The organism is Ralstonia sp. GX3-BWBA (assembly GCF_003290055.1).
In the GTDB taxonomy this organism is placed as follows: Bacteria; Pseudomonadota; Gammaproteobacteria; order Burkholderiales; family Burkholderiaceae; genus Ralstonia; species Ralstonia holmesii.
On sequence record NZ_QMKS01000009.1, the window covers coordinates 774,108 to 795,941 of the forward strand.

22 protein-coding genes, 1 tRNA gene and 1 riboswitch are annotated in these 21,834 nt (G+C 62.4%); of the genes, 2 read left to right on the forward strand and 21 right to left on the reverse strand.

Annotated elements, in window-relative coordinates:
* Window positions 1-27: 27 nt before the first annotated feature.
* From DOD19_RS11215 to DOD19_RS11295, 17 genes are all read right to left on the reverse strand, one after another.
* On the reverse strand, window positions 28-513 hold the full coding sequence (locus tag DOD19_RS11215) for a nucleoside 2-deoxyribosyltransferase (protein ID WP_112185519.1): 486 nt from the start codon (window positions 511-513) through the stop codon (window positions 28-30).
* A complete protein-coding gene (locus DOD19_RS11220; protein ID WP_112185521.1) occupies window positions 510-1,574 on the reverse strand; it encodes a LacI family DNA-binding transcriptional regulator in 1,065 nt (354 codons plus the stop codon). The genes DOD19_RS11215 and DOD19_RS11220 overlap by 4 nt, the downstream gene beginning before the upstream one ends.
* 79 nt (window positions 1,575-1,653) lie before the next feature.
* The gene (locus tag DOD19_RS11225; RefSeq protein WP_112185523.1) at window positions 1,654-2,628 is read right to left on the reverse strand and encodes an NAD(P)-dependent oxidoreductase; all 975 of its coding nucleotides are present in this window, start codon (window positions 2,626-2,628) and stop codon (window positions 1,654-1,656) included.
* A gap of 4 nt (window positions 2,629-2,632) precedes the next feature.
* Window positions 2,633-3,913, reverse strand: a complete 1,281-nt coding sequence (locus DOD19_RS11230) for an MFS transporter (protein WP_112185525.1) — start codon at window positions 3,911-3,913, stop codon at window positions 2,633-2,635.
* A gap of 59 nt (window positions 3,914-3,972) precedes the next feature.
* Window positions 3,973-4,962 (reverse strand): sugar kinase, encoded by a 990-nt coding sequence (locus DOD19_RS11235; RefSeq protein ID WP_024976352.1) that lies wholly within the window; start codon window positions 4,960-4,962, stop codon window positions 3,973-3,975.
* A gap of 29 nt (window positions 4,963-4,991) precedes the next feature.
* Complete coding sequence (locus tag DOD19_RS11240; protein WP_024976353.1) at window positions 4,992-5,762, reverse strand: TIM barrel protein; 771 nt, start codon at window positions 5,760-5,762, stop codon at window positions 4,992-4,994.
* A 267-nt stretch (window positions 5,763-6,029) separates the two neighbouring features.
* Window positions 6,030-6,105, reverse strand: a tRNA-Lys gene (locus DOD19_RS11245).
* Between the two features lie 52 nt (window positions 6,106-6,157).
* The gene (locus DOD19_RS11250; RefSeq protein WP_112185527.1) at window positions 6,158-7,273 is read right to left on the reverse strand and encodes a YeeE/YedE family protein; all 1,116 of its coding nucleotides are present in this window, start codon (window positions 7,271-7,273) and stop codon (window positions 6,158-6,160) included.
* A 6-nt stretch (window positions 7,274-7,279) separates the two neighbouring features.
* Entirely contained in the window at window positions 7,280-7,954 is a 675-nt protein-coding gene (gene queC, locus DOD19_RS11255; protein ID WP_112185529.1) for a 7-cyano-7-deazaguanine synthase QueC, read from the reverse strand.
* A gap of 162 nt (window positions 7,955-8,116) precedes the next feature.
* Window positions 8,117-8,902, reverse strand: coding sequence for a tol-pal system protein YbgF (ybgF, locus tag DOD19_RS11260; RefSeq protein WP_024976356.1), 786 nt, complete (start codon window positions 8,900-8,902; stop codon window positions 8,117-8,119).
* Between the two features lie 68 nt (window positions 8,903-8,970).
* Entirely contained in the window at window positions 8,971-9,492 is a 522-nt protein-coding gene (gene pal, locus DOD19_RS11265; RefSeq protein ID WP_004629508.1) for a peptidoglycan-associated lipoprotein Pal, read from the reverse strand.
* A gap of 29 nt (window positions 9,493-9,521) precedes the next feature.
* The gene (gene tolB, locus DOD19_RS11270; RefSeq protein ID WP_024976357.1) at window positions 9,522-10,826 is read right to left on the reverse strand and encodes a Tol-Pal system beta propeller repeat protein TolB; all 1,305 of its coding nucleotides are present in this window, start codon (window positions 10,824-10,826) and stop codon (window positions 9,522-9,524) included.
* A 67-nt stretch (window positions 10,827-10,893) separates the two neighbouring features.
* Window positions 10,894-11,922, reverse strand: a complete 1,029-nt coding sequence (tolA, locus tag DOD19_RS11275; RefSeq protein WP_112185531.1) for a cell envelope integrity protein TolA — start codon at window positions 11,920-11,922, stop codon at window positions 10,894-10,896.
* A gap of 52 nt (window positions 11,923-11,974) precedes the next feature.
* Window positions 11,975-12,409, reverse strand: coding sequence for a protein TolR (gene tolR / locus DOD19_RS11280; protein ID WP_024976359.1), 435 nt, complete (start codon window positions 12,407-12,409; stop codon window positions 11,975-11,977).
* Between the two features lie 12 nt (window positions 12,410-12,421).
* Window positions 12,422-13,114: a protein TolQ gene (tolQ, locus tag DOD19_RS11285; RefSeq protein ID WP_004629517.1), complete on the reverse strand. Its 693-nt coding sequence runs from the start codon at window positions 13,112-13,114 to the stop codon at window positions 12,422-12,424.
* Complete coding sequence (ybgC, locus tag DOD19_RS11290) at window positions 13,111-13,515, reverse strand: tol-pal system-associated acyl-CoA thioesterase (RefSeq protein WP_004629519.1); 405 nt, start codon at window positions 13,513-13,515, stop codon at window positions 13,111-13,113. The genes tolQ and ybgC overlap by 4 nt, the downstream gene beginning before the upstream one ends.
* Window positions 13,516-13,584: 69 nt before the next feature.
* Complete coding sequence (locus tag DOD19_RS11295) at window positions 13,585-14,337, reverse strand: SDR family NAD(P)-dependent oxidoreductase (protein WP_112185533.1); 753 nt, start codon at window positions 14,335-14,337, stop codon at window positions 13,585-13,587.
* 138 nt (window positions 14,338-14,475) lie between these two features.
* Window positions 14,476-14,604, forward strand: a riboswitch (ZMP/ZTP riboswitch).
* Between the two features lie 134 nt (window positions 14,605-14,738).
* On the opposite strand from DOD19_RS11295, the gene glyA reads away from it, so the two are divergent.
* Together glyA and nrdR are read left to right on the forward strand one after the other, a co-directional pair.
* Window positions 14,739-15,986 carry a serine hydroxymethyltransferase gene (gene glyA, locus DOD19_RS11300; RefSeq protein WP_027677962.1) on the forward strand — a complete coding sequence of 416 codons (1,248 nt, stop codon included), beginning with the start codon at window positions 14,739-14,741 and terminating at the stop codon, window positions 15,984-15,986.
* 125 nt (window positions 15,987-16,111) lie between these two features.
* Window positions 16,112-16,576, forward strand: coding sequence for a transcriptional regulator NrdR (nrdR, locus tag DOD19_RS11305; RefSeq protein WP_024976362.1), 465 nt, complete (start codon window positions 16,112-16,114; stop codon window positions 16,574-16,576).
* Window positions 16,577-16,608: 32 nt separating this feature from the next.
* Here nrdR and DOD19_RS11310 read toward each other — a convergent pair whose 3' ends face one another.
* From DOD19_RS11310 to DOD19_RS11325, 4 genes are read right to left on the reverse strand one after another with little or no spacing between them, the layout of a single operon-like run.
* Window positions 16,609-17,088: a type IV pilin protein gene (locus tag DOD19_RS11310; protein ID WP_024976363.1), complete on the reverse strand. Its 480-nt coding sequence runs from the start codon at window positions 17,086-17,088 to the stop codon at window positions 16,609-16,611.
* 2 nt (window positions 17,089-17,090) lie between these two features.
* Complete coding sequence (locus DOD19_RS11315) at window positions 17,091-20,516, reverse strand: PilC/PilY family type IV pilus protein (RefSeq protein ID WP_037031652.1); 3,426 nt, start codon at window positions 20,514-20,516, stop codon at window positions 17,091-17,093.
* Window positions 20,516-21,106, reverse strand: a complete 591-nt coding sequence (locus tag DOD19_RS11320) for a PilX N-terminal domain-containing pilus assembly protein (protein ID WP_024976365.1) — start codon at window positions 21,104-21,106, stop codon at window positions 20,516-20,518. Before DOD19_RS11320 ends, DOD19_RS11315 begins: the two co-directional genes overlap by 1 nt.
* Complete coding sequence (locus DOD19_RS11325; protein WP_200869034.1) at window positions 21,103-21,831, reverse strand: PilW family protein; 729 nt, start codon at window positions 21,829-21,831, stop codon at window positions 21,103-21,105. Before DOD19_RS11325 ends, DOD19_RS11320 begins: the two co-directional genes overlap by 4 nt.
* Between the last annotated feature and the right edge of the window lie 3 nt (window positions 21,832-21,834).

Here is a 21,834-nt window from a genome sequence, read left to right on the forward strand (position 1 = left end):
ATCCGCATACGCATATACAGCGCACGACTATGCGTAGTGCGCGCGCATGCGCTCCAGGCACGCGCGCACATCACCCACGACGAGGCGGCAGCTGCAAGCAATCATGAGGTTGCGCGGCAGGCCGAAATCTTCCACGGTCCAGCCATCTGCATCGTTGCCGTTGGTGTTCGGCACCTGCCCCAAGAGTGGCACGGCGGGTACGTTGTAGCACCACACGTCTTTGCCACGGGCGATGGCGTAACCGATTTCGAAGCACGTGCCGGAATCGGGTTCGTAGCCGCGAAAATCCGCCACGTTGGCAAGCACGGCGTCGGCAGAGTCGATCAGCGCGATGTTCTGGCGGTAGATCTCCGCAGCGGTCGCAGGGCCATCGGCCTGTGGCGCAATCGTGTTATCGAGCGGATACAGGCCGATGTAGCCGAACTCCGCACACAGCGCCTTGAGCGCTTCGCCGTGCGCGATGGGCTCCGGACGGAAAACGTCCGGCCCGGCGAGATACAGGCGCAACGTCATGATGCGGCCTGTACCGAATGCGCTGTCGAAGCACGTTCGACCAGCGTACCCGGGAGTAACACGACACGGGCATCCCCGCTTACGCCTTCGATGCGCTCATGCACGAATTCGACCGCCTTGTAACCGATGTCGTACGTCGGTTGCCGGATCGTGGTGATGCCGATCAACTCCGCCCATTCTGGATCGTCGATCGACAGCAGCGCCGTCCGCTCCTGCCAGGCTGGACCAAATTGCGTACGAAGATGCCGCGCAACGACCAGCGCAACCGGCGCGTTGGCAACAAACAGGGCCAGTCGTTTTCCGCTCCGCTGGTGCACCGCTTCGATGCGTGCATCGATCGCTGCCAGCGCACACTCGACTGAGGCCGGATCGTTCGGGTCCAGCACCACGGTCGGCTCCGCTGGCCGGCCTCGCGCTGCCATCGTCTCTCGGAAAGCGAGTTCGCGCTCACGCCGGGAACTGACCTGCTCAAACGGCTGCACGATGAACTGGATGGAATCGAAACCTTGATCCAGCAAATGCTGCACACCCAACCTGACGGCGTCGCGGTTATCGAGGCCCACCAAGTCGGCGTCGAACCCTTCGACCGTGCGATCCACCAGCACGGCAGGAATGCCGCCACCACGCAGCGGGCGCAAGACGGCTTCTTCTGCACCGAGCGCGTTGACGATCAATCCCTCGACCCGGTACGTCGTCAGCAACTGGACGAATCGGCGCTCCATCTCGACCTCGTTTGCGGCGTGGCAGATGAGCGGCATGTAGCCCAGCGCGTGGCAGGCCGCCTCCACGCCTTGCAGCACTTCGACCGTATAAGGATTGGTGAGGTCGGCCACCAGCATGCCGAGCAAGCGATTGCGCCCGCGCTTGAGGCCGCGCGCCATCTGGTTGGGCCGGTAGTTCAACCGCTGGATGGCGCCTTCGATGCGCTGCCGCAAATCTTCGGAAAGGACTTGTGTCTCGCCATTCAGATAGCGGGACACGCTGGTCTTGCCGGTTCCCGCTTCGCGGGCAACGTCGGTGATGGTCGCAGGGCGCGAGGAGGAGGATGGGAAATCAGTCACGATGCGCTTCAGAACAGTCCGTCGGCGCGAGGGGCCGGAGCCAGGGTGCGAGGATCATAGCGCAATCCCCGCGCCCCGCTCATGAGGCACGAACACGCTCCAGTACCTGCGGATTGACGAGGTTCTCACGCAACGTGCCAGCCAGCGCCCTGACCAGGTTGTCGGCCGCGCAGCGGGCCATTGCGTGTCGCGTCTCGTGCGTTGCGGAGCCGATATGGGGCAATGCCACCACGTTCTTCATCAGCAGCAGCGGCGAGTCTGCGGGCAGCGGTTCGTACTCGAACACGTCCAACCCCGCGCCGCGAATCGTGCCGTCGCGCAATGCATGGATGAGCGCCGCCTCGTCAACGACGGGCCCACGCGACGCATTGATCAGGATCGCATTGCGTTTCATCTTCGCCAGCTCCGCCGCGCCGATCAGGTGCTGTGTTTCGGGCGTCAGCGGCACCTGCAGGCAAACAAAATCGGCTTCAGCCAGCAACGTGTCGAGCGTCACGCGGCGCGCGCCGTACTGCGCTTCGGCTTCGGGATGCGGATTCCGGTTCGTGTACAGGACACGCATCCGGAAACCCAGCGCTGCGCGGCGCGCCAATGCCGCACCGATCCGACCCAGCCCGACGATGCCGATCGTCTTACCCTGAACGTCCGTGCCGTAGAGCTCAGGCCCGATGCTGCGCTGCCAGTTGCCGGCCCTGACCCACTCGGCCAGTTCCACGACGCGACGCGCCGACGCGAGAATCAGCGAAAACACGGTATCGGCGGTCGACTCGGTCAACACATCCGGTGTGTGCGCCAGCGCAATGCCACGACGCGTGAGATCAGGCACGTCGAAATTGTCATAGCCGACAGAGATCGTGGACCACACCTTGAGCCGGGGCGCGCGGTCGAGCATCTGGGGCGTGATCTTCAGGCTTGCACCGATCGCGCCCTCGGCGTTGGCAAGCGACCCGGTCAACGCCGCAACACCGTCGACCTGCACGAGTTCGACATGCTGGCGCAACTGGGCGACGACATCGTCGGGCAATGGCTTATAGGCAATGACGAGAGGTTTCATCAGTTCATTTTCCAGGCACAGGGTGGGCGAGCCCGTAAGCATCACGCGGTTGCGGCTTGACGCAGAGCGTGAGGACCACGGCCGCCAAGAGTGCGGCGCTCATGAATGCGTACGACGCCAGCGGCGAGCCGGTGGCACCGTTCAGGTAGCCAACGAAGTACGAGCCGACAAACGAACCGAGTGCGCCCATGCTGTTGATCAGCGCCATCGCGCCGCCCGCGACGTTCTTCGGCAGCAGCTCCGGCACAATGGCGAAAAACGGACCATATGGCGCATACATCGCCGCACCGGCAATGACGAGCAACGCATACGACATCCAGAAATGCGTTGACCCAAGTCCATACGATGCAGCAAACGCCGCAGCGCCCACCAGCAGGAACGGCCAAACGAAACCGCGCCGTGAACCGACCTTGTCGGACGCCCACGACGCCACGAGCATCGCGATGGTGGCAGCCAGATACGGCAGCGCCGACAGCCAGCCCGTTTCGACCATGCTGAGCGACGAGCCGTTCTTCACGATGGACGGCAGCCACAGCACGAAGCCATAGACGCCAATGCTCCAGCAGAAATACTGCGCGCACAGCTTGATGACGACAGGCGAGCGGAAAGCCTCGCCATAGTTGCGCATCGGCTTGATGGCCGCTTGCTCCGCCGCCAGTACCTGTTCCAGGTCGCGCTTTTCCTGTGTGCTCAGCCACGATGACTGCGCGGGCTTGTCCTGCACCAGGCACCACCAGCACACGGCCCAGATGATGGCGGGCACGCCCTCGGCGATGAACATATGGCGCCAGCCGAACTCGCGCACGAGATAGCCCGACACCACCGACATCCAGAGCACGGTCACAGGATTGCCGAGAATCAGGAACGTGTTCGCGCGCGATCGTTCCTGCTTGGTAAACCAGTTGCTGATGTAGATGAGCATCGCGGGCATGACGGCCGCTTCGACCACGCCCAGCACGAACCGGATCGCCAGAAGCGAGGGAATGTCACTCACGACGCCCGTGAGCGCCGCGCACAAGCCCCACAGCACCAGGCTGATGAACACGAGCTTCTTCACGCTGCGCCGTTCGGCATAGATCGCGCCCGGAATCTGGAAGAAGAAATAGCCGAGGAAGAACAGCGCGCCAATCAACGACGACAGCCCCTGGCTGATCCCCAGATCGTGATTGATGCCGGCCGCCGCCGCGAAGCCATAGTTCGCGCGATCGAGGTAGGCCAGGCTGTAGGTAATAAAGACGATCGGCATGATCATCCACCAGCGCCGCGCAGCCAGTTGCGTTGCCATGGTCGTGTCTCCTTTGGTGGTTTGCGTCGCCCACGAGGGGCGGCAGTCGAAGCGCTGCGTTACACGCTGGAAATAGGTTCCGGCGCGCGCATCATGCGAGCCGGTCGCTCAAGCACATCGAGCTCGGCGCGAGTCGGCAGGCCTTCGGAATCTCCGATCACCTGGATCGCCAGCGCGCCAATACGGTTGCCGCGCGCAACGGCCAACTCGGGTGACTGCCCTTCGAGTAGCGCGCTGACAACGCCCACTGCAAAACCGTCACCCGCGCCCACCGTGTCGACGACGCGCTCCACGCGCACGCCGTCGGCGATGCCTTCTGCGCCGTCGGCGGTCCGGTAGTACGCGCCGGCAGCACCCAGCTTGATGGCAACACCACGAGCACCTTGATCGAGATAGAAGCGCGCGATATCGGCCGGGCTGTCATAGCCGGTCAGTTGCTGCCCCTCGGACAAGCCGGGCAGCACCCAATCGGAATGCGCCGCCAGCGCGTTCAGGGTGTTCACCATCTCCGCAGCGGACGGCCACAGCGTTGGGCGCAGATTCGGATCGAACGAGATCGAGCCACCGGCTGCGCGCATCTCGCGCGCGAGGTGGAACGCAAGCTCACACGACGACGCTGAAATTGCAGGGGCCACACCCGTCAGATGCAGATGGCGCGCGCTGAGAACATAGTCGGCCACATAGTCGGCACAGGAGAGCCGGCTGGCGGCCGACCCCTTGCGGAAGTACTCGACACGCGGGTCGCTGCCGTCGTCAGCCCGCGACTTGAGCTGAAAGCCGGTCGGATATTGCCGATCTACCGCCACGCATGAGGCATCGATCCGTTCGCGCGCCAGCGTCTCCAACACATATTCGCCAAACGAATCCTGCCCCACCCGGCTCACATAGCCGACGCGAAACCCCAGCCGACTCAAGCCGACGGCCACGTTCAGATCAGCACCCGCAATGCGCTTGGTGAACTGCGTCGCCTGCGCGAGCGGCCCAGGCGCCGTCGCCACGAACATCGCCATGGCTTCGCCGTAGGTGATGACATCCAACATCTGTGACATGCGTAGGTTCCTTTGATGTCGAGTCACAGTCAGGCGGCCTTGAGCCACGTGACATGCCGATGCGCATCGACAGCGAGATCGACCGCGTCGAACGGAAATTCGATGCCCCGCGGAACATCGCCCGGCAATGCCGCCAGCACAGCCGCGAACCGCGCATCGTTGTCCGCTGGCGCCACCGCAAAACGGCGTGCTCCCTCGCCCGCGACGCTTTTGCAATGGATGTATTCCACATACGGGGCCAGGGCTCGCGCGCACGCCAGCGGCGCTTCGCCCGACCACTCCCAGTTGCCGACGTCGAACGTCATGCCCAGCATGTCGGCCACACCCGCCACTTCCAATGCGTCGAACAAACCTCGGAACTGCGCCAGCGAGCCGCCCACCGTCTGTTGACCGTTCTCAACCAGCACCCGCGCGCGCCAGCCTTGCAGCAGTTGGGCCAGCACCTCTGCCGACGCATCGCCGGCAAACCCGCCGAGCTGGAACTTCACGATGCGCGCGCCCAATGTTTGCGCTTCGATCAGCGCGCCGCGGATAGCAACAGCGTCCAGAGCGCCATCGTCCGTGTACAGCGTGGCCGGCGTCGAATAGACCGCCCAGAGACCATGCGCCGCAATCAACCGGCCCAAGGCAGCGAGGAGCTCTGTCGATACCGCGCCATCGAGCCCAGCGGGCAACAATTCACGCCGCACCTCGAAGCCGGCGGCACCGACCGATGCGGCCACGGGAACATAGGCGTGATGCCCCTGCTCAAGCACGTGGGCGGCGCCGAACGCGCTCGCCACTATCACGATATCTGCCATTTGTGCGCTTTTCTCCGTATGGAACCGGTTCCAGTAGAAGATATGGTGGTGGCAGCGTGTCGTGAGCGCTATAGAGAGAATCCCTAGCGACGACAGAATGCGACGCGCCCGCCATGTGATCGGCGGTGGTCAGGGGATGCAGCTATCGGGAAGGCGTCGCGTGCTATCGATGTGGAAGCTGCGACCGCACAGAGTGCGAGGAGATGGCAGTCGCGCGGAATTACCAAACAAAAAGGGCCGACAGTTGCCTGTCAGCCCTTCGAATTTTGGTGGGTCCTGCGGGATTCGAACCCGCGACCAATAGATTAAAAGTCTACTGCTCTACCGACTGAGCTAAAGACCCCAAAGACCGCGATTATAGGAAGATATCGGCGATTCTGTCAACGCCTGGCAGATCAAACCAGACGCTCCATCCGCCACATCTGGTAGCGGAACGCCAGCACCGCGCCGATCACGATACCGGCCAGCGCGATGAACGAGCCGATCGCCAGCGTCGACACGCCCGACAGCCCCTGCCCGATCGTGCATCCCAGCGCCGTCACGCCGCCAATGCCCATCAGGATGCCGCCAATGATGTGGTTGCCCGTGTCCTCGGCATTGGCAAAGCCCTCCCAGCGGAACGAGCGCGTGGCCAGTGCCACCGCCGCCGAGCCCGCAATCACGCCCAGCACGCTCACGATGCCGACCGTCAGCACCTTCGACGTATCGCTGAAGAACATCAGCCACTCCAGCGTGTACGACACCGGCGCCACGAAGCTCAGCGCTTCCATGCGGCCGCTGTTGGTCGCCACAAACGCTTCCTGCAGCGTGTTCGGATCTTCCTGTACGTAACCGAGATGCCCCGACACGTACCACATGCCGACGATGATGAGCCCGACGCCGATGCCTCCGAGCAAGTTGTCACCGGTGCGGAAATCGCGCGCGAGCAGCGCCCACAGCGATAGCGCACCACCAATTACCAGCGCCAGCACCAGGCGCAGCATGCGCGCATCGGCGGAGAACGCGTGGCCCAGCACGCTCGGTAGATCCTGCGACGTCGGCAACGTAATGGCCACGCTGTCCACCGTTGCCACACGCACCACGCCAAACACGCCCTTGAGCGTCATGTACGCCGCCAGCCCCAGAAACACAAACACGACGACCGACTTCAGATTGCCGCCGCCGATACGCACCAGCGTCTTGCTGCCGCACCCCGAACCCAGCACCATGCCGAAGCCGAACAGCAGCCCGCCTACCAACGATGACAGCCACAGCAGTTTGCTCGCCGTGTAGATCGTCTTGCTCGTATCGATCAGGCCAAGCCAGCCTAGGCACCCCGTGCCGATCATGGCCACGCCGATGGCCAGCGCCCACATGCGCAACCGGTTCCAGTCGCCGATGTTGACGACGTCGGACACCGCACCCATCGTGCAGAAGTGCGTGCGCTGGAGGATCGCGCCAAACACAAACGTAAGCGCAAACGTGGCCCACAGCACCGTGTGGGACAACGCGTTGAGGTCGATATCGGGCATGGTGCGTCAGACGTAGCGGGTGGGGTCGGGCACGCCGGCGGCTTCAAACCCGGCTTTGCGGATCCGGCACGAATCGCACACGCCGCAAGCACGGCCGTCGTCGTCGGCCTGGTAGCACGACACGGTCAGGCCGTAGTCCACGCCGAGCCGCACGCCGGCCTGGATGATCTCCGCCTTGGTCATGTTGATGATGGGTGCGTTCACGCGGATGCGCTCGCCTTCCACGCCGGCCTTCGTCGCCAGGTTGGCCAGCGTTTCATAAGCGGCAACGTATTCGGGACGGCAATCCGGATAGCCCGAGTAGTCCACCGCATTCGCGCCAAAGAATAGGTCACGTGCGCCAACCGCCTCGGCCCAGCCAAGCGCCAGCGACAGCATGATCGTGTTGCGCGCCGGCACATACGTGATCGGGATGCCCGATTGCGCGCCGTCGGTCGGCACGTCAAGCGCATCGTCCGTCAATGCGGAACCACCGAACTTGCGCAAGTCCAGATCGACGATTTCATGGCGCACTGCACCCAGCGTCGCCGCCACTTTCTTGGCCGCTTCCAACTCGGACGAGTGGCGTTGGCCGTAGCGCATCGACAGCGCGTAAGTCTCAAAGCCATCGGCATTGGCCATGGCGAGCACGGTGGCAGAGTCCAGCCCGCCGGAGAGCAGGACGATGGCGCGTTTTTTCATGGGCGAAGCCTTGCAAAGCAAATCGGGAAGGCCCGCATTTTAGCGTGCCGCCGCCCTGCTTGCGCCCGACGCGGCATATGCCCGCCATTCGGCGCCCTATGAAAAACGCCCGCCGGTGCAGCCACGGGCGGGCGTTTGTTCAGATGCCGGGCGGCTTGCCGATCAGCGCATCGTCTTCAGACGGCTTTGCGCGGTCTTGGCCTGCTCGGTACCGGGATACTGCGAGACCACCGATTCCAGCGTCTTGCGTGCAGCGGCCTTCTGGCCCGACTCGCCCTGGTTGGTCGCCACCTGCAGCAGCGCATCGGGCGCCTTCGGATGCTGCGGGTTGCTGCGCGCCATGTTCTCCAGCACGTAGCTCGAGCCCTTGTAGTCGCGCTGCGCATAGAGCGCATTGCCCAGCCAGAACTGCGCCAGCGGCAGATACGGGCTTTGCGGATACTTCTTCACGAACGCCGAGAACTGGTTGCCCGCGCCCTTGAAGTCGCCACCCTGGAACGCCTTGAGCGCAGTGTCGTATTCCGGCTTCTCATTCGGCTGGACCATGCCTTCGCGGCCGTCCACCGTCGCTTGCTGCGGCTCGAACTTCTTCAGGCGCGCATCCAGGTCAGAGTAGTAATCCTTCTGCTGCTTGGTCAGCGTATCGACGCTGTTCTGCAGCACTTCGTTCTGCCCGCGCAGGCGCGCCACTTCCGATTTGAGCGTTTCAATCTGGTTTTGCGCGTCGATCAGGTTCTTGCTGTTCTGATCGATACGCTGCGCCGCCGTCGACTGGAAGTTGTTGAACTTGTCGCGCATGTCGATGATGGCGCGGCGCGCCTCATCGTCGTCAAACACCCCCGCTGCCGCCGGGCCGGCCATGGTGAGGGCGCCACCCGCGACGAGCGTCGCCATTAGGATGGCCCGACGCATGGCCCCATAAGCGCGCTGTTTCATCATCGTATTCATGTGATTGCCAACGTAAGAACGCCGGCCGCAACCTCGCAGCCGGCGCGTTCCACTTCAAACCGTACCGATTAATAGACGATATCGGCGCGGCGGTTCTGTGCCCACGAATCTTCGTCGTGGCCGGTCGCTTGCGGCTTTTCCTTACCCAGGCTCACGGCTTCCATCTGGCTGTCAGGCACGCCCATCGACGACAGGGCGCGACGCACGGCCTCGGCACGCTTCTGACCCAGTGCGAGGTTGTATTCGCTGGTGCCGCGCTCGTCGGTGTTGCCCTGGATCAGGACCTTGCGCTGGTTGTGCGACTGCAGGTAACGCGAGTGCTGACCCAGCAGGCCTTGGTACTCCGACTTGACCGAGTAGCTGTCGAAATCGAAGTAGATGCTGCGCTTGGCCAGCGGGCTGTTCGGGTCGGTCAGTTCGTCACGGCCCACGTCCACCGGGGTCACCGTGCGGGCATCAGCGCCAGTGCCGGCAGCACCGCCCGTACCGTTCTTGGCGGTGTCATCGAGCTTCACGCCCGAGCTGCAAGCGCCCAGGGCCAGCAGCGCGGCAATGGCTGCGAGTTTGATCATGGTTTGGGACTTCGACATGTCCGATTTCTCCTAGTGGAACAGCTTCGTTATTGCATGAAAGGACCCCACGCCGGCTCACGAACTTCGCCGGCCTGGAGGGAAAGAACCTGACGCGTACGGCCATCGGTCGACACGGCGGCCAACACCGATTTGCCGCCAACGCGCGTGGAATACAGGATGAACTTGCCGTTGGCCGCAAAGCTCGGCGATTCATCGTGCGACGTATCCGTCAGCGCATTCACATCGCCGTTGGACAAGTCCTGCGTGTACAGGCGGAACGCACCGCCCACGCGCGAGATGTACGCCAGCAGCTTGCCGTCCGGCGACACACGCGGGCTCGTGTTGTAGTTGCCCTTGAATGTCACGCGTTGCGCACCGCCCGACTCTTCGCCATCAACCGACATGCGATAGATCTGCGGCGCGCCGCCGCGGTCGCTGGTGAAGTAGATGTAACGGCCATCCGGCGAGAACGACGGTTCGGTATCGATCGCGCTACTGCGGCTCAGACGGCGCAAGCCCGAGCCATCGGCGTTGACCATGTAGACCTGTGTATTGCCATCGCGCGAGAGCGACACCGCCACGTGGCGGCCATCCGGCGACCAGGCCGGCGCCGAGTTGTTGCCCTTCTGGTTCGAGATGACCGTGCGGCGGCCCGCCACCAGGTCATGCACGTACACCACCGGCTTCTTGCTCTCGAATGACACATACGCGACCTTGGTGCCGTCCGGCGACCACGACGGCGAGATGATCGGCTCATTGCTCGTCAACGCAATCTGCGGGTTGGCGCCATCCGAGTCGGAAATCTGCAGTTGGAAGCGGCGGCCAACCTTGGACACGTACGACAGGCGCGTCGCAAAAATACCGCGCTCGCCAATCAGCTTCTGGTAGATGTAATCGGCAATTTCGTGTGCAGCCAGGCGCAGTTGGCCAGGACCGCGCGTAAGCGACAGGCCGCCCAGGCTTTCGCCCTTGGCGGTGTCGTACAGGCGGAAGCGGATTTCGTAGCGATCGCCGTTGCGGGTCACGGTGCCGCCCACAAATGCTGCTGCGCCCTTGGTTTTCCAGGCACCCAGGTCAGGTGCCGGGCTTTCCGGCACCACCGCTCCGGCAACATCGACGTTCGAGAATCGGCCGCTGCGCACGAGGTCTGCCCGGACGATGGCCGAGAGGTTTTGTGGGGCCTGTGCCTCGCCCTGGAAGTTGGCGATCGCGATCGGGTACTGGCTGGCGCCGACGCCCGAGATCTCCACGTTGAGCTGGGCATGGGCAACGCCGGCGCTTGCCGCAGTCAGCAGCAGTGCCTGCGCTGCGCGTCGGAACATCGGGATCCACATCGTTCGCATCATGTTCATCTTCCCTACTATCAAATCCGGAATCTGAGTACCGTTGGCCAGCGCCGCCTGGGCGAGCGCCGACCCGTTATTCCTTCGGCCGGAACGTCAGGATGACGCTCGACGGCGCTTTGCCATTGGTATCGCGTGGCAGCGGGTCAGAGCGCTCGACCGCGCGCATGACAGCCTCGTCATAGGCGCCGTTGCCGCTCGATTTCGTCAGGCGCTTGGACAAGATCGAACCATCCGGCGCCATCTGCACCGACACGACCGCCGACGGGTTGCCGTTGACCGCCGAAGGATCGAACAGGATGTTCGGCTTGACCTTGGCCCGCACACGCTCGGCATACCCTGCCGATGCTGTACCGCCCGTGCCCTGAGCATTGCCAACACCACCGCCGGAGCCCGCCACCGTGCCAGTCGCGCCCGCCCCCGCCATTGCGCGCAACCGATCCAGTTGGGCCTGACGCTGTGCATTGGCACGCGATTCATTCGCCTTACGCTCGGCATCGGCCTTGGCCTTGGCTTCTGCGGCAGCCTTGGCTTTCAATTCCTTCTGCTTCGCGTCGGCTTCCGCCTTGGCCTTCGCTTCGGCCTGAGCTTGCAGTTGCGCATTCTTGCGAGCCTGCGCCGCGTCGGCAGCAGCCTTTTCAGCCGCTTTTTCCTTGGCCTGCTGTTCGGCCAGGGCCTTGCGTTGGAGTTCCGCCTGACGGGCTTGTTGCTCCTCCTTCAGACGGGCCTGACGCTGTGCTTCGGCGCGGTCTTGCGCGGCGCGGCGGGCGAGCTCGGCCTCACGGGCCGCCGCAGCCTCCTGCTCACGCTTGCGCTTCTGCTGCTCCAGCGCGATATCGGCTTCCTCTTCCACCTTGGCCGGCGGCGCTTTGATCACCGGTTCCGGCTTGACTTCTGGCACCGGCGCGGCCTGCTGTACGGCTTGCTGAACCGCCGCCTCGTCCCACAGCTCAGCCTCTTCGCCGCGCGGGGTGCTGCTCTGCCACTGCACGCCAAAGTACAGAAAGATGATCAGCAGAACGTGTGTCAGGACCGCCAGCCCGAACGCGCGCAGCGTGCCACGCTCGCGCACAGGCTCATAACGATGCAACGACGTCGTAGTCATGACGTTCAGGTTGCCCCGCCTTGGTTCGTCAACGCTGGGTTCATCAAGGTGCTCATGACGATTTCACCATCAGGCCGACGCGCTTCACGCCATCGGCCTTGAGCACGCTCATCACGGTCAGCACGCGGTCGTATTGGACCGACTTGTCGGCGGCGATCACGACGGGCTGATCGGGGTTTTCGTCAGTGCGCTGCTTCACAAACGCGCGCAGCTCGTTGTTGTTGGCGAGCTTCTGCTCGATTGCTCCCGAACCAGTCTTGACGCGAGCAAGGATCGTGCCGTCACCCTTGATGGTCACGACGATGGGCGGCTGGGTCTGCTGCGGCGTGGCGTTGGCCACCGACGGCAGATTGACCACCCCCGGGTTCACCACGGGTGCCGCCACCATGAAGATGACCAGCAGCACCAACATCACGTCGATGTACGGAACAACGTTAATGTCGGCCTTGGCCCGTCGGGCGCGGCGCGTTCGCTGGATGGTAGCCATGAGCGCGGCTCCTTAGCGCGTTTGGCGCTGAAGGATGTTCGAGAACTCTTCCATGAAGCTCTCGAAGCGGTTGGCCAGGCGGTCCATCTCGGTGGCGTAGCGGTTGTAGGCAATCACCGCCGGAATGGCCGCAAACAGACCGATGGCCGTGGCGACCAACGCTTCGGCAATACCAGGCGCCACGGCCGACAGCGTCGCCTGCTGCACGTTGGACAGGCCGCGGAAGGCGTTCATGATCCCCCAGACGGTACCGAACAGGCCGATGTACGGGCTGACCGAGCCGACCGACGCCAGGAACGGCAGGTGCGATTCCAGCGAGTCCATCTCGCGCTGGTAGGCCGCGCGCATGGCACGGCGGGAAGCATCGAGAATGGCACTCGGATCGCCGCCGCCGCGCTGCAGCTCGCGCGCTTTGAGGTATTCGCGCATGCCGGCTTCAAAGATGCGCTCAAGCGCTCCGGTCGTGTGGCGGTTGTTGGCGGCGCTCTGATACAGCGCCTGCAGGTCGCCGCCGGCCCAGAAATCGCGCTCGAACGATTCGGTCTGGCTGCGCGCGGCGCGCAGGGCAAAGGCTTTGCGGAAGATGTACGTCCAGGAGAATAGCGACATCACCAGCAGCAGGCCCATGACGAATTGGACCAGGAGGCTGGCGTGCAGCACCAGCGAGACGATCGACAGATCTTGTGTGACCTCGACGGGATTCATGCGGCGGCTTTGATGGTTGCGAGTACGGGAGCGGGAATCGGGGTCGGCCGGAAAGTGAGCCGGTCGACACATCCAACACGAATCGTGCCTGATGCGAGCAAAACGTCGCCGCGCCAGCCTTCCTGGGCGAATTGGACCGACGCGGGGCCGACCCGTTCCATACGCGAACGGATCTGCAGCAGGTCATCCAGGCGTGCCGGCGCGCGGTAGTCCACAGCGGTGCTACGCACCACGAAAATGGCCCCGGTCGTGTCGGCCAGCGCCTGCTGGTCGACCCCAAGCGCGCGCAGCCACTCTGTGCGGGCGCGCTCAAAAAATTTCAAATAGTTGGCGTAAAACACCACGCCACCTGCGTCGGTATCTTCCCAATACACACGCAGGTTCCAGTCAAAAGAAGCCATCGGGTAATTTTACCAAGACGCAAGTGACGGCCAGCCATCCACCGACCGGCCGAGGGCTTGCGCTGGAATTCAGGCCATGCCTCGCGTCACGCTGGTGGCCGAGAATGACTGGCAAACGGGCATCAGCTCCATCGCGTTGACATTGAAGTGCGCGGGAAGCGCCGCCATCCAATAGACGGCCTCGGCGATGTCATCGGCCGTCAGGGCTTCCGTGCCTTCGTAGACCTTCTCCACGCGGGCATCGTCGCCCTTGAAACGCACGTTGGAAAACTCTGTGCCGGAGCAAAGACCTGGCTCGACGTTCGAAACGCGTACGCGGGTACCGGTGAGGTCCGCACGCAAGTTCAACGAAAACTGGTGCACGAATGCTTTGGTAGCGCCATACACGTTGCCACCCGGGTACGGGTACGTCCCCGCGATCGAGCCAATATTGATGACGTGACCGCGGTTGCGTTCGACCATGGCCGGAAGTAACGCACGCGTCATATGAACCAGCCCGGAGCAGTTGGTGCCGATCATGCGGTCCCAATCGGACAGGTCAGCGCGCTGGGCGGGTTCGAGGCCCAGCGCCAGACCAGCGTTGTTGACCAGCACGTCGACTTCACGCCAGCCTTCTGGCAGCGTGCCCGGCAACGCCGCAACGGCATCGGCGTCCAGCACATCCAGTACGAACGGCAGCATGGCGTCGCCCAATTCAGCCTTGAGTGCGTCTAGACGGTCCTGGCGGCGGCCTGCCGCGATCACGCGATGGCCTTCTCGCACGAAACGCCGCGCGATGGCCGCGCCGAACCCGGCGGTAGCGCCGGTCACGAATACGATCATGGAAGTGTCTCCGGACCTTAAAAAGCGAAAGGTCAGAGTTTACCTGAAGCCTTGAACCGCATTGCACCGCAATGTGCGTGTCTGCACGCTCGCTTCTTGCGGCGGCCATGGGGCTGTCGTACACTCGCGGGCAACCATTCCACCTTGCGCGACTGGCGAATCCTGGAGCAGCTTCAGCGGCTCCGACATGTGGGCAGCGACCACGAGGAAGCGCAAGGTTTCTGGCGTCATGCACAACGGCGCCTGCCGCTCGCCTGGGCAGCGAATGGGAAGCACAGGGTGACTTGGACACCCGCTGCAATCGGCCAACACCGGGCGCAGTCGTTCAAGCCGCGCGCATGTTTCCCCACGCCTCGCCCGATCTCCGCCATTTCCGTTTCGTTTCAGACCAGACACTCGCCATGTTCGAACGCAGCCGCTATACGATCGACCAGATCGATCCCGAAATCTTTGCCGCCATCCAGAAGGAAAATCAGCGTCAGGAAGACCATATCGAGCTGATTGCCTCCGAGAACTACACCTCGCCGGCCGTGATGGCCGCGCAGGGCTCGCAACTGACCAACAAGTACGCCGAGGGCTACCCCGGCAAGCGTTACTACGGCGGTTGCGAATATGTGGACGTGGTGGAACAGCTCGCCATCGACCGCGTGAAGCAGCTCTTTGGTGCCGAAGCCGCCAACGTGCAGCCGAACTCGGGCTCGCAGGCCAACCAGGGCGTGTTCTTCGCCGTGCTCAAGCCGGGCGACACGATCATGGGCATGAGCCTGGCCGAAGGCGGCCACCTGACGCACGGCATGGCGCTCAACATGAGCGGCAAGTGGTTCAACGTTGTGAGCTACGGCCTCAACGCGCAGGAAGACATCGACTACGACGCGCTCGAGGCCCTGGCGCAAGAGAAGAAGCCGAAGCTGATCATTGCCGGCGCATCCGCATTTGCGCTGCGCATCGATTTCGAGCGCATCGGCAAGATTGCCAAGTCGATCGGCGCGTATTTCATGGTGGACATGGCGCACTACGCCGGCCTGATCGCCGCGGGCGTGTACCCGAACCCCGTGCCGCACGCTGACTTTGTGACGACGACCACGCACAAGAGCCTGCGCGGCCCGCGCGGCGGCGTGATCCTGATGAAGGCCGAGCACGAGAAGGCCATCAACTCGGCCATCTTCCCGGGTATCCAGGGCGGCCCGCTGATGCACGTGATCGCCGGCAAGGCCGTGGCGTTCAAGGAAGCCCTGTCGCCGGAGTTCAAGGCTTATCAACAACAGGTCGTGAAGAATGCAGCCGCCATGGCTGAAACGCTGATGGCCCGCGGCCTGCGCATCGTGTCTGGCCGCACCGAAAGCCACGTGATGCTGGTCGATCTGCGCGCCAAGAAGATCACCGGCAAGGAAGCCGAAAAGGTGCTGGGCGACGCACACATCACGGTCAACAAGAACGCAATCCCGAATGACCCGGAAAAGCCGTTCGTGACCTCGGGCGTGCGCCTGGGCTCGCCAGCCATGACCACGCGTGGCTTCAAGGAAGCCGAGGCCGTGAAGGTCGCCCATCTGATCGCCGATGTGCTGGACAACCCGCACGACGAAGCGAACATCGCCGCCGTGCGCGCCAAGGTGGCTGAGCTGACCAAGCAGTTCCCGGTCTACGCCTAAGGCATCCGCCGATGGCCGGATCTTACGGCCACGTAGTACCCTGCCGCGATGCGCCCGCCCGGGCCATCGCGGCGTTGTTCTTTTAGCGCAGTGCGTTCTTTGAGGTTGCCGAGGAGACCACCGGCATGAAATGCCCCTTTTGCGGCCACGCGGCCACCCAGGTGATTGATACCCGCATGTCGGAAGAAGGCGACACCGTACGCCGCCGCCGCCGCTGCGAATCCTGCGACCGCCGCTTCACGACCTACGAACGCATCGAGTTGTTCTTCCCCGCCGTCGTCAAGAAGAACGGCAGCCGCGTCGACTACGACCGCAACAAGGTCAAGGACTCCATGCGGCTGGCGCTGCGCAAGCGCCCCGTTTCCGCCGAAGCCATCGACGAAGCCATCGCCCGCATCGAAGAAAAACTCCTCAGCCACGGCGAGAAGGAAATCGGCAGCGACCGCGTGGGCGAGCTCGTGATGCGCGAACTCAAGCGGCTCGACAAGATCGGGTACATCCGGTTTGCGTCGGTGTATCGGAGTTTTGAGGATGTGTCGGAATTTCGCGACGTTTTGGATGAGATTGCGGCGACGAATGTGCGGAAATGAACAAAGGCCCTGGGGGCCTTTTTTCTTTCCTGTTACCAACACTGCGCTGACGTAGTACCTGCCGCCATGCCGACGTTGCCTTGCACGCCGAGCTGGTTGATGGTGTATGTCCCGCAGGCGTCGGCCGTTTGCGGGCTGACCGGAACAGCAGAAGCGGAATAGCCAGGCGCTGCCGCACCACTCGCGCCTGCCGTGCCCGTTACCGCGACATTCAGCTGATAGTACGACTGCGTGCCAGACTGAATGGCGAACGGAAAGCTCGCCGCCGCATAGCCGAGGGAGGCAGGCGATGCCGCGTAGCTATTCTGCAGTGTAAAAAACCGCTCCTGGCGTGCTGCCAGATCCAGCAGCGCCGTCTTCGCATCCGCGCGGTGCGATTTCAGGATGTACTGCTGGTAGGACGGATAGGCAATACGGGCCAGGATGGCGATGATCGCTACCGTAATCATCAACTCCATCAAGGAGAAACCGCCTTCGCCAGGGGACAAGGAGGGAGTCTTGGTTCGGCTCATGATTAGCGCAGCTTGGTCCAAGTCATGCGAGAGCCAACACCGGCGGCGCTCGGGTTGATCTGGTTGACCGTACCCGTGCCGCTGACGGTCTGCTGCACCAGGTACGGCAGCTTATTGGCGGTCACGATAGACGGAGTGCCGGTACCACTCAAACCGATACCGCTGACAATGCCGCCGTTGAGGGTCGGGAAATTGTTGTTATTGTCGCCGAAGAACGAGGCGGTACCTGCCCCACCCGATGCGACCGAAATGGCCATGGTGTAGCCAGATGCTGGCGTCGAGCTACAGGATAAAACCTGCTGCGTGCCTGGCACGGTCGTATTGACGATGAACATGCCATAGGCCAGCGTTGGGTTATAGACCACCTGTTCATAGTTCGTGACCGCGCTCGAACCAGAGCCCGTGGTGGTGCTGGGCAGCGCGAGCTTCCAGCCAAACTGGGTATTAGCGGTACCGCTAGTGCCGCACGCTGTCGATCCCATCCAGCAAACCTTATTGTTGCTTACAGTCCGGTACGATGGCGTCGTGCCCGAGCTTGCAGACGTGTTGGTGATACTTTGTGTCTGCAGGGTAGAGGCGGTCACGGTCTGCGGGCCGGTCAGGGTTGCGTAGACTGCAGCCGCCGGTGCGATATTGTTCCAAGCGCTCATGTTCCAGTCCCAAACACCGTACAGGGACTGTGCAGTGTTGCTGGAATAGGCCGCAGCGCTGGTCTGTGTCACCGGGAAACTCTGACCGGTGCCGAAGCTGACGAGTACGCGCGGCGCGCCCGTGCCGCTGCCCGGAATGGCGGCAACCGCGACCTTGCTGGTAATCGGTTGACCCGCTGGCGTCGAGAACATCGGCGCAGACGAGACGCTCCACGATGCCGGGTTTTGCGAGGTCAGGTCGAAACGCCAGACGTTGCCAAATGCATCGCCCGCATAGACGTAGTCGGTGATGTGATCACCATCCAGGTCCGCTGGTGTGACATAGGCGATGCCGTTCTTATTGTTCGCCTTCAGCGGATCCTTACTCGGACCGTACTTTGTGTCGAGGTAGTAGAACGACGTGGTGCCGTTGCTGGCCACCAGCATGATGTACAGACCCGCCGACCCGTTTGCACTGTTCAAGCCGTTACCGAACAGCACGGCCCAGTTGCCGTTATGGAGCCGGCGAATGACGGGGGTGCCATAGGTGTTGCCCAAAAAGGCGCCACAGCTAGTGACATTGGTACAGGTGAGGGTCGAAGGCGTCCATTCACCGAGCACCAGCGAACCAGCGTTGCTCTCACTGAAGTTAGCAGGGTTGGTGATATCAAGCGCGTAGATAGCGCCCGTACCGACGCTGGTGTTGTCGGCGATGGCGCCCCCGGCGTTGCCGCCTCCGCCCAAGCCGCCAACCAACCATGTGTGCCAGGCATTGTTGTAGTAAAGCTCCCCTGTACCTGGCGTCGCATCCACGTACAGATTGTGAGCATACGAAGGCGAGCTGAAATCCAGCTTGCTACTGGTGTTGTAGATGGTGTTCAGGGCTGCCGCCGGCATGTAAGCCAGAACCTCCTGCCCATCGTTGGGGGTGGTCGCCGTGGTGAACTTACCGGTCGCGTCGTAACCACCTGCACGGAAACCATGCAACATGCCGTCGTTGGCGCCCACATAGACCACGTTCGCGCGCTGCGCATTGTTGGTCTTGAAGAGTGCGTAGCTGCCGGACGTTTCGGGCGGAACTGCCGTCCCGTAGAGAGAATCCACCCACGGGCCGTTGTACGGCGCCGACGGTGCACCAACCCAGGTCGGGCTGGAGTTCATGATGTCGCCCATCACGCCGGTGCGGGAGCGGAAAGAGCCGCCATTGGCGACTTCATTGGTGCGATCGCCCCGCAGATAGAGTTGGCGAGGGCTGCTGGTGCCGCTGGCTGAGCCGCTGTCCAGCGCATTCTTCTGTGCAGACGTGAGGCTCGACCATTGGAAGGGAATGCCAGTGGTGCCATTCCACGTCAAAATGTTTCGTGCCGATGGGGCTTGTGCAGTCAACGTCGAGGTGGAACTAATGGCCGGGCATGCCCCACCCGTTAAGGTGCAGCTGGCGTTCCAATTGGCATTGGTAGCAATGGAGACGATGCCCGTCGTCGGGTCCATCACCAGGTTTTGTGCGGTCAACTCGCCCCACCAGTTGGTCGGGTGATAGTAGGCGAGATACACCTGAGTCCCGGCTTCCACGCGGGCTGACTGCTGCACGTTGGTACCTGCCGAGCTGTTGGCTTGCCCCACCGGTGCTGCCTTGAAGCAGGTGATTTCGTGAACGTTACTGCCACCGCCGGTACCCGCCGAGAAGCCAAAGCGGAATGACGAAGGCAGCGGGCCGTTCGACGCGGTAATACTCTGGTTTGTGATCACAGGCTGGGCCGTGCCACCATTCACGCTATATGAAAGGCTCAGCAGACCGTCTTGCGTGATACTGAGTGCGTAGGTGATAGGGGTCGCATTTCCCCGCACCGCGTTGCTGCCTCCTGCCGAATTCTTTCCAGCAGCTTCCTGGCTGTAGAGCTTGACGGTACTACTTAACGTATCGCCGCCAAGATAGTTGTAGTTATATGGAATCTGCTCGGTCGTCTGGTTGCCGTCGTAGATGTAGTATCCGTTCGCGTCCTTCTGCCCCTTACCGCTGAAGTTATAAAGATAGCCTGCTGCACACGTGCTCTGTACAGCGTTCATCTGAGTCGTGCTCAGGGCTGACGGATAGTACTTCGCGTAGTTCGTGGACAGGTTTGCCCAGTTGGTGTTGCCCGCACCGCGCAAGCTAATGCGACCGGGAATCGCACCACCACTCGCCCCGGAGCTAGTGTTGTCGCCGGCGTTCGAGAAATTTCCGAACTCGTCGATACCGAGACCGATATAGCCACCCTGCACGCCATCGTACGTAGGGTTGCCGTTAGAACAGCTGTAACCAAGACTGCCCCCCAGCGCCCCCACCGTTGCCGGGTACTTGCCGTCGGCCAAGAAGAAACTGATGCCGTCAGCGCCAGACGCTTGGCCAGCGGCGTTCTTATAGGCATTACCACCGTACGTCACCGTCGTGAACGTTACCTGTATGCCCTGATTGGTCGGGAAGGTGAAGTTCGAAACGACAGCGCCCGTCTGGTTATTACCGTTGCTACCGGTGGTTGTATCACCATTGGTCAGACGCAGAGCCCCAGAACCCACCGCGTCAGGAAGCGTACCCGTGACACCACCCACAAGCGTCTTACCGCTGTAGTAACTGAGGCCCGAACAGGCCGGAATCGTGCCTGTACCGTTGCCCGCAGTCAGGCATGCGCCGTTCAGCGCCTGCCACTTGTACGAAGATGACGCCCCCGTCAGCGTGTCGCTGATCACCAACTGCGCCCTGGCAACCCCCGGCAGTAGCGCAGCGGTTGCCAGCAAACCCACCCGTTGAATTGTTTTCATCACTGTTGTCCCAGATCTTTGGCGCCAGAACTAATGCGATAGGTGCTCTGCACCACTGCTGCTGTCGTTGCATCACCGCCAAAGCCATAGGCGGTGACTTGGTAAAGCTGTGCGAGCCCGTTCGGGCTCATACCGATGTAGTTGATGTACAGGCCTGGGACACCCGCGTAGTTGATATCCCCCGCCGGAGAACTCGCACCGGCCATGCCTCCACCGCCATTCGCCGTCATGGAAGGCGGCAGATAGGTTGACCCCACGCCCCATGGCAAAGTAGAAGGAGTCGCCAAGGCGGTGTTGCATACCCGCATATTCGTGAGCGTATTGCCGTTGTTAACGCCCGAGCAGGCGATGCCGGTGGATCCGTTGCCCTGTCCCAACCACCATTCGCCGTACTGAAGGGCGCTCTGTGCAGCCTCGAGCGCACGCTGCTTATCCCGCGTGTTTGCCGCAATCTTCTCTTGCAGGCCAAAGCTACGAAACATGCCAATAGCAAACAGCGTGAGAACAACCAGCAACAGTAATCCAACAACAAGGGTGTACCCGCGCTCAGCGCGACTTGGCAGCTTGGAAAAACGCATGGTGGTGCTCATGACTGGTTCTTCAGGCTGATGTTCTGCACCCACGTTGTGCTCTGTGCCTGCCCAACTTGGTTACCAAACTGTGTGGTGAACGTGAGGGTGACTTGAACGGTATGGACTTGCGACCAATAGCCCGACGCTGCCACCTGCGCGGCCGTCAGATAAGAGTCGTCATAGCCGTTGCTGTTGGTATCGGTGCCATACAGCACGCTCAGTCCAGTGACCCCACTCACAAGCGGTACCGTGGTTGTTACACCACTGGACACGAGCGTCATCGCACACTGCAATTCGTTGTTTGCATTGACGGACAATGTGTTGATGTAGACCTGCTGGGCACCACTCGTGTTGGTCTGCCCTAGGCAATTCATGGTGCCGTCACCGCTGGCAGTCGCAAACTGCGTTGTCACCGTATCGGTGCCCGCCGTCGCACCCGAGGTACCGGAAATTACCTGGCCGGCAGCCAGCGAGCCAGTGGCCGGGAATGCCGACAGGGCCGTGTTGACTGTTGGGTTGGGGAAATACCCTGCCTGCTGTACAACATTGGTAAAGATGGTCAGCGCTAGCCGTTCATTGTCTTGCAACTGTGCAAGCTGATCCTGGCTGGTGAAGGTCTTCTGCATATTGACGAATACCACCACCACGCCGCTCATGATGAACAGCGCGATCACCATGGCGATCAGGATCTCAACCAGGCTTGTACCGGCCTGATTGCGTGCCGATCGCCTCCGCAGAGTCATGGA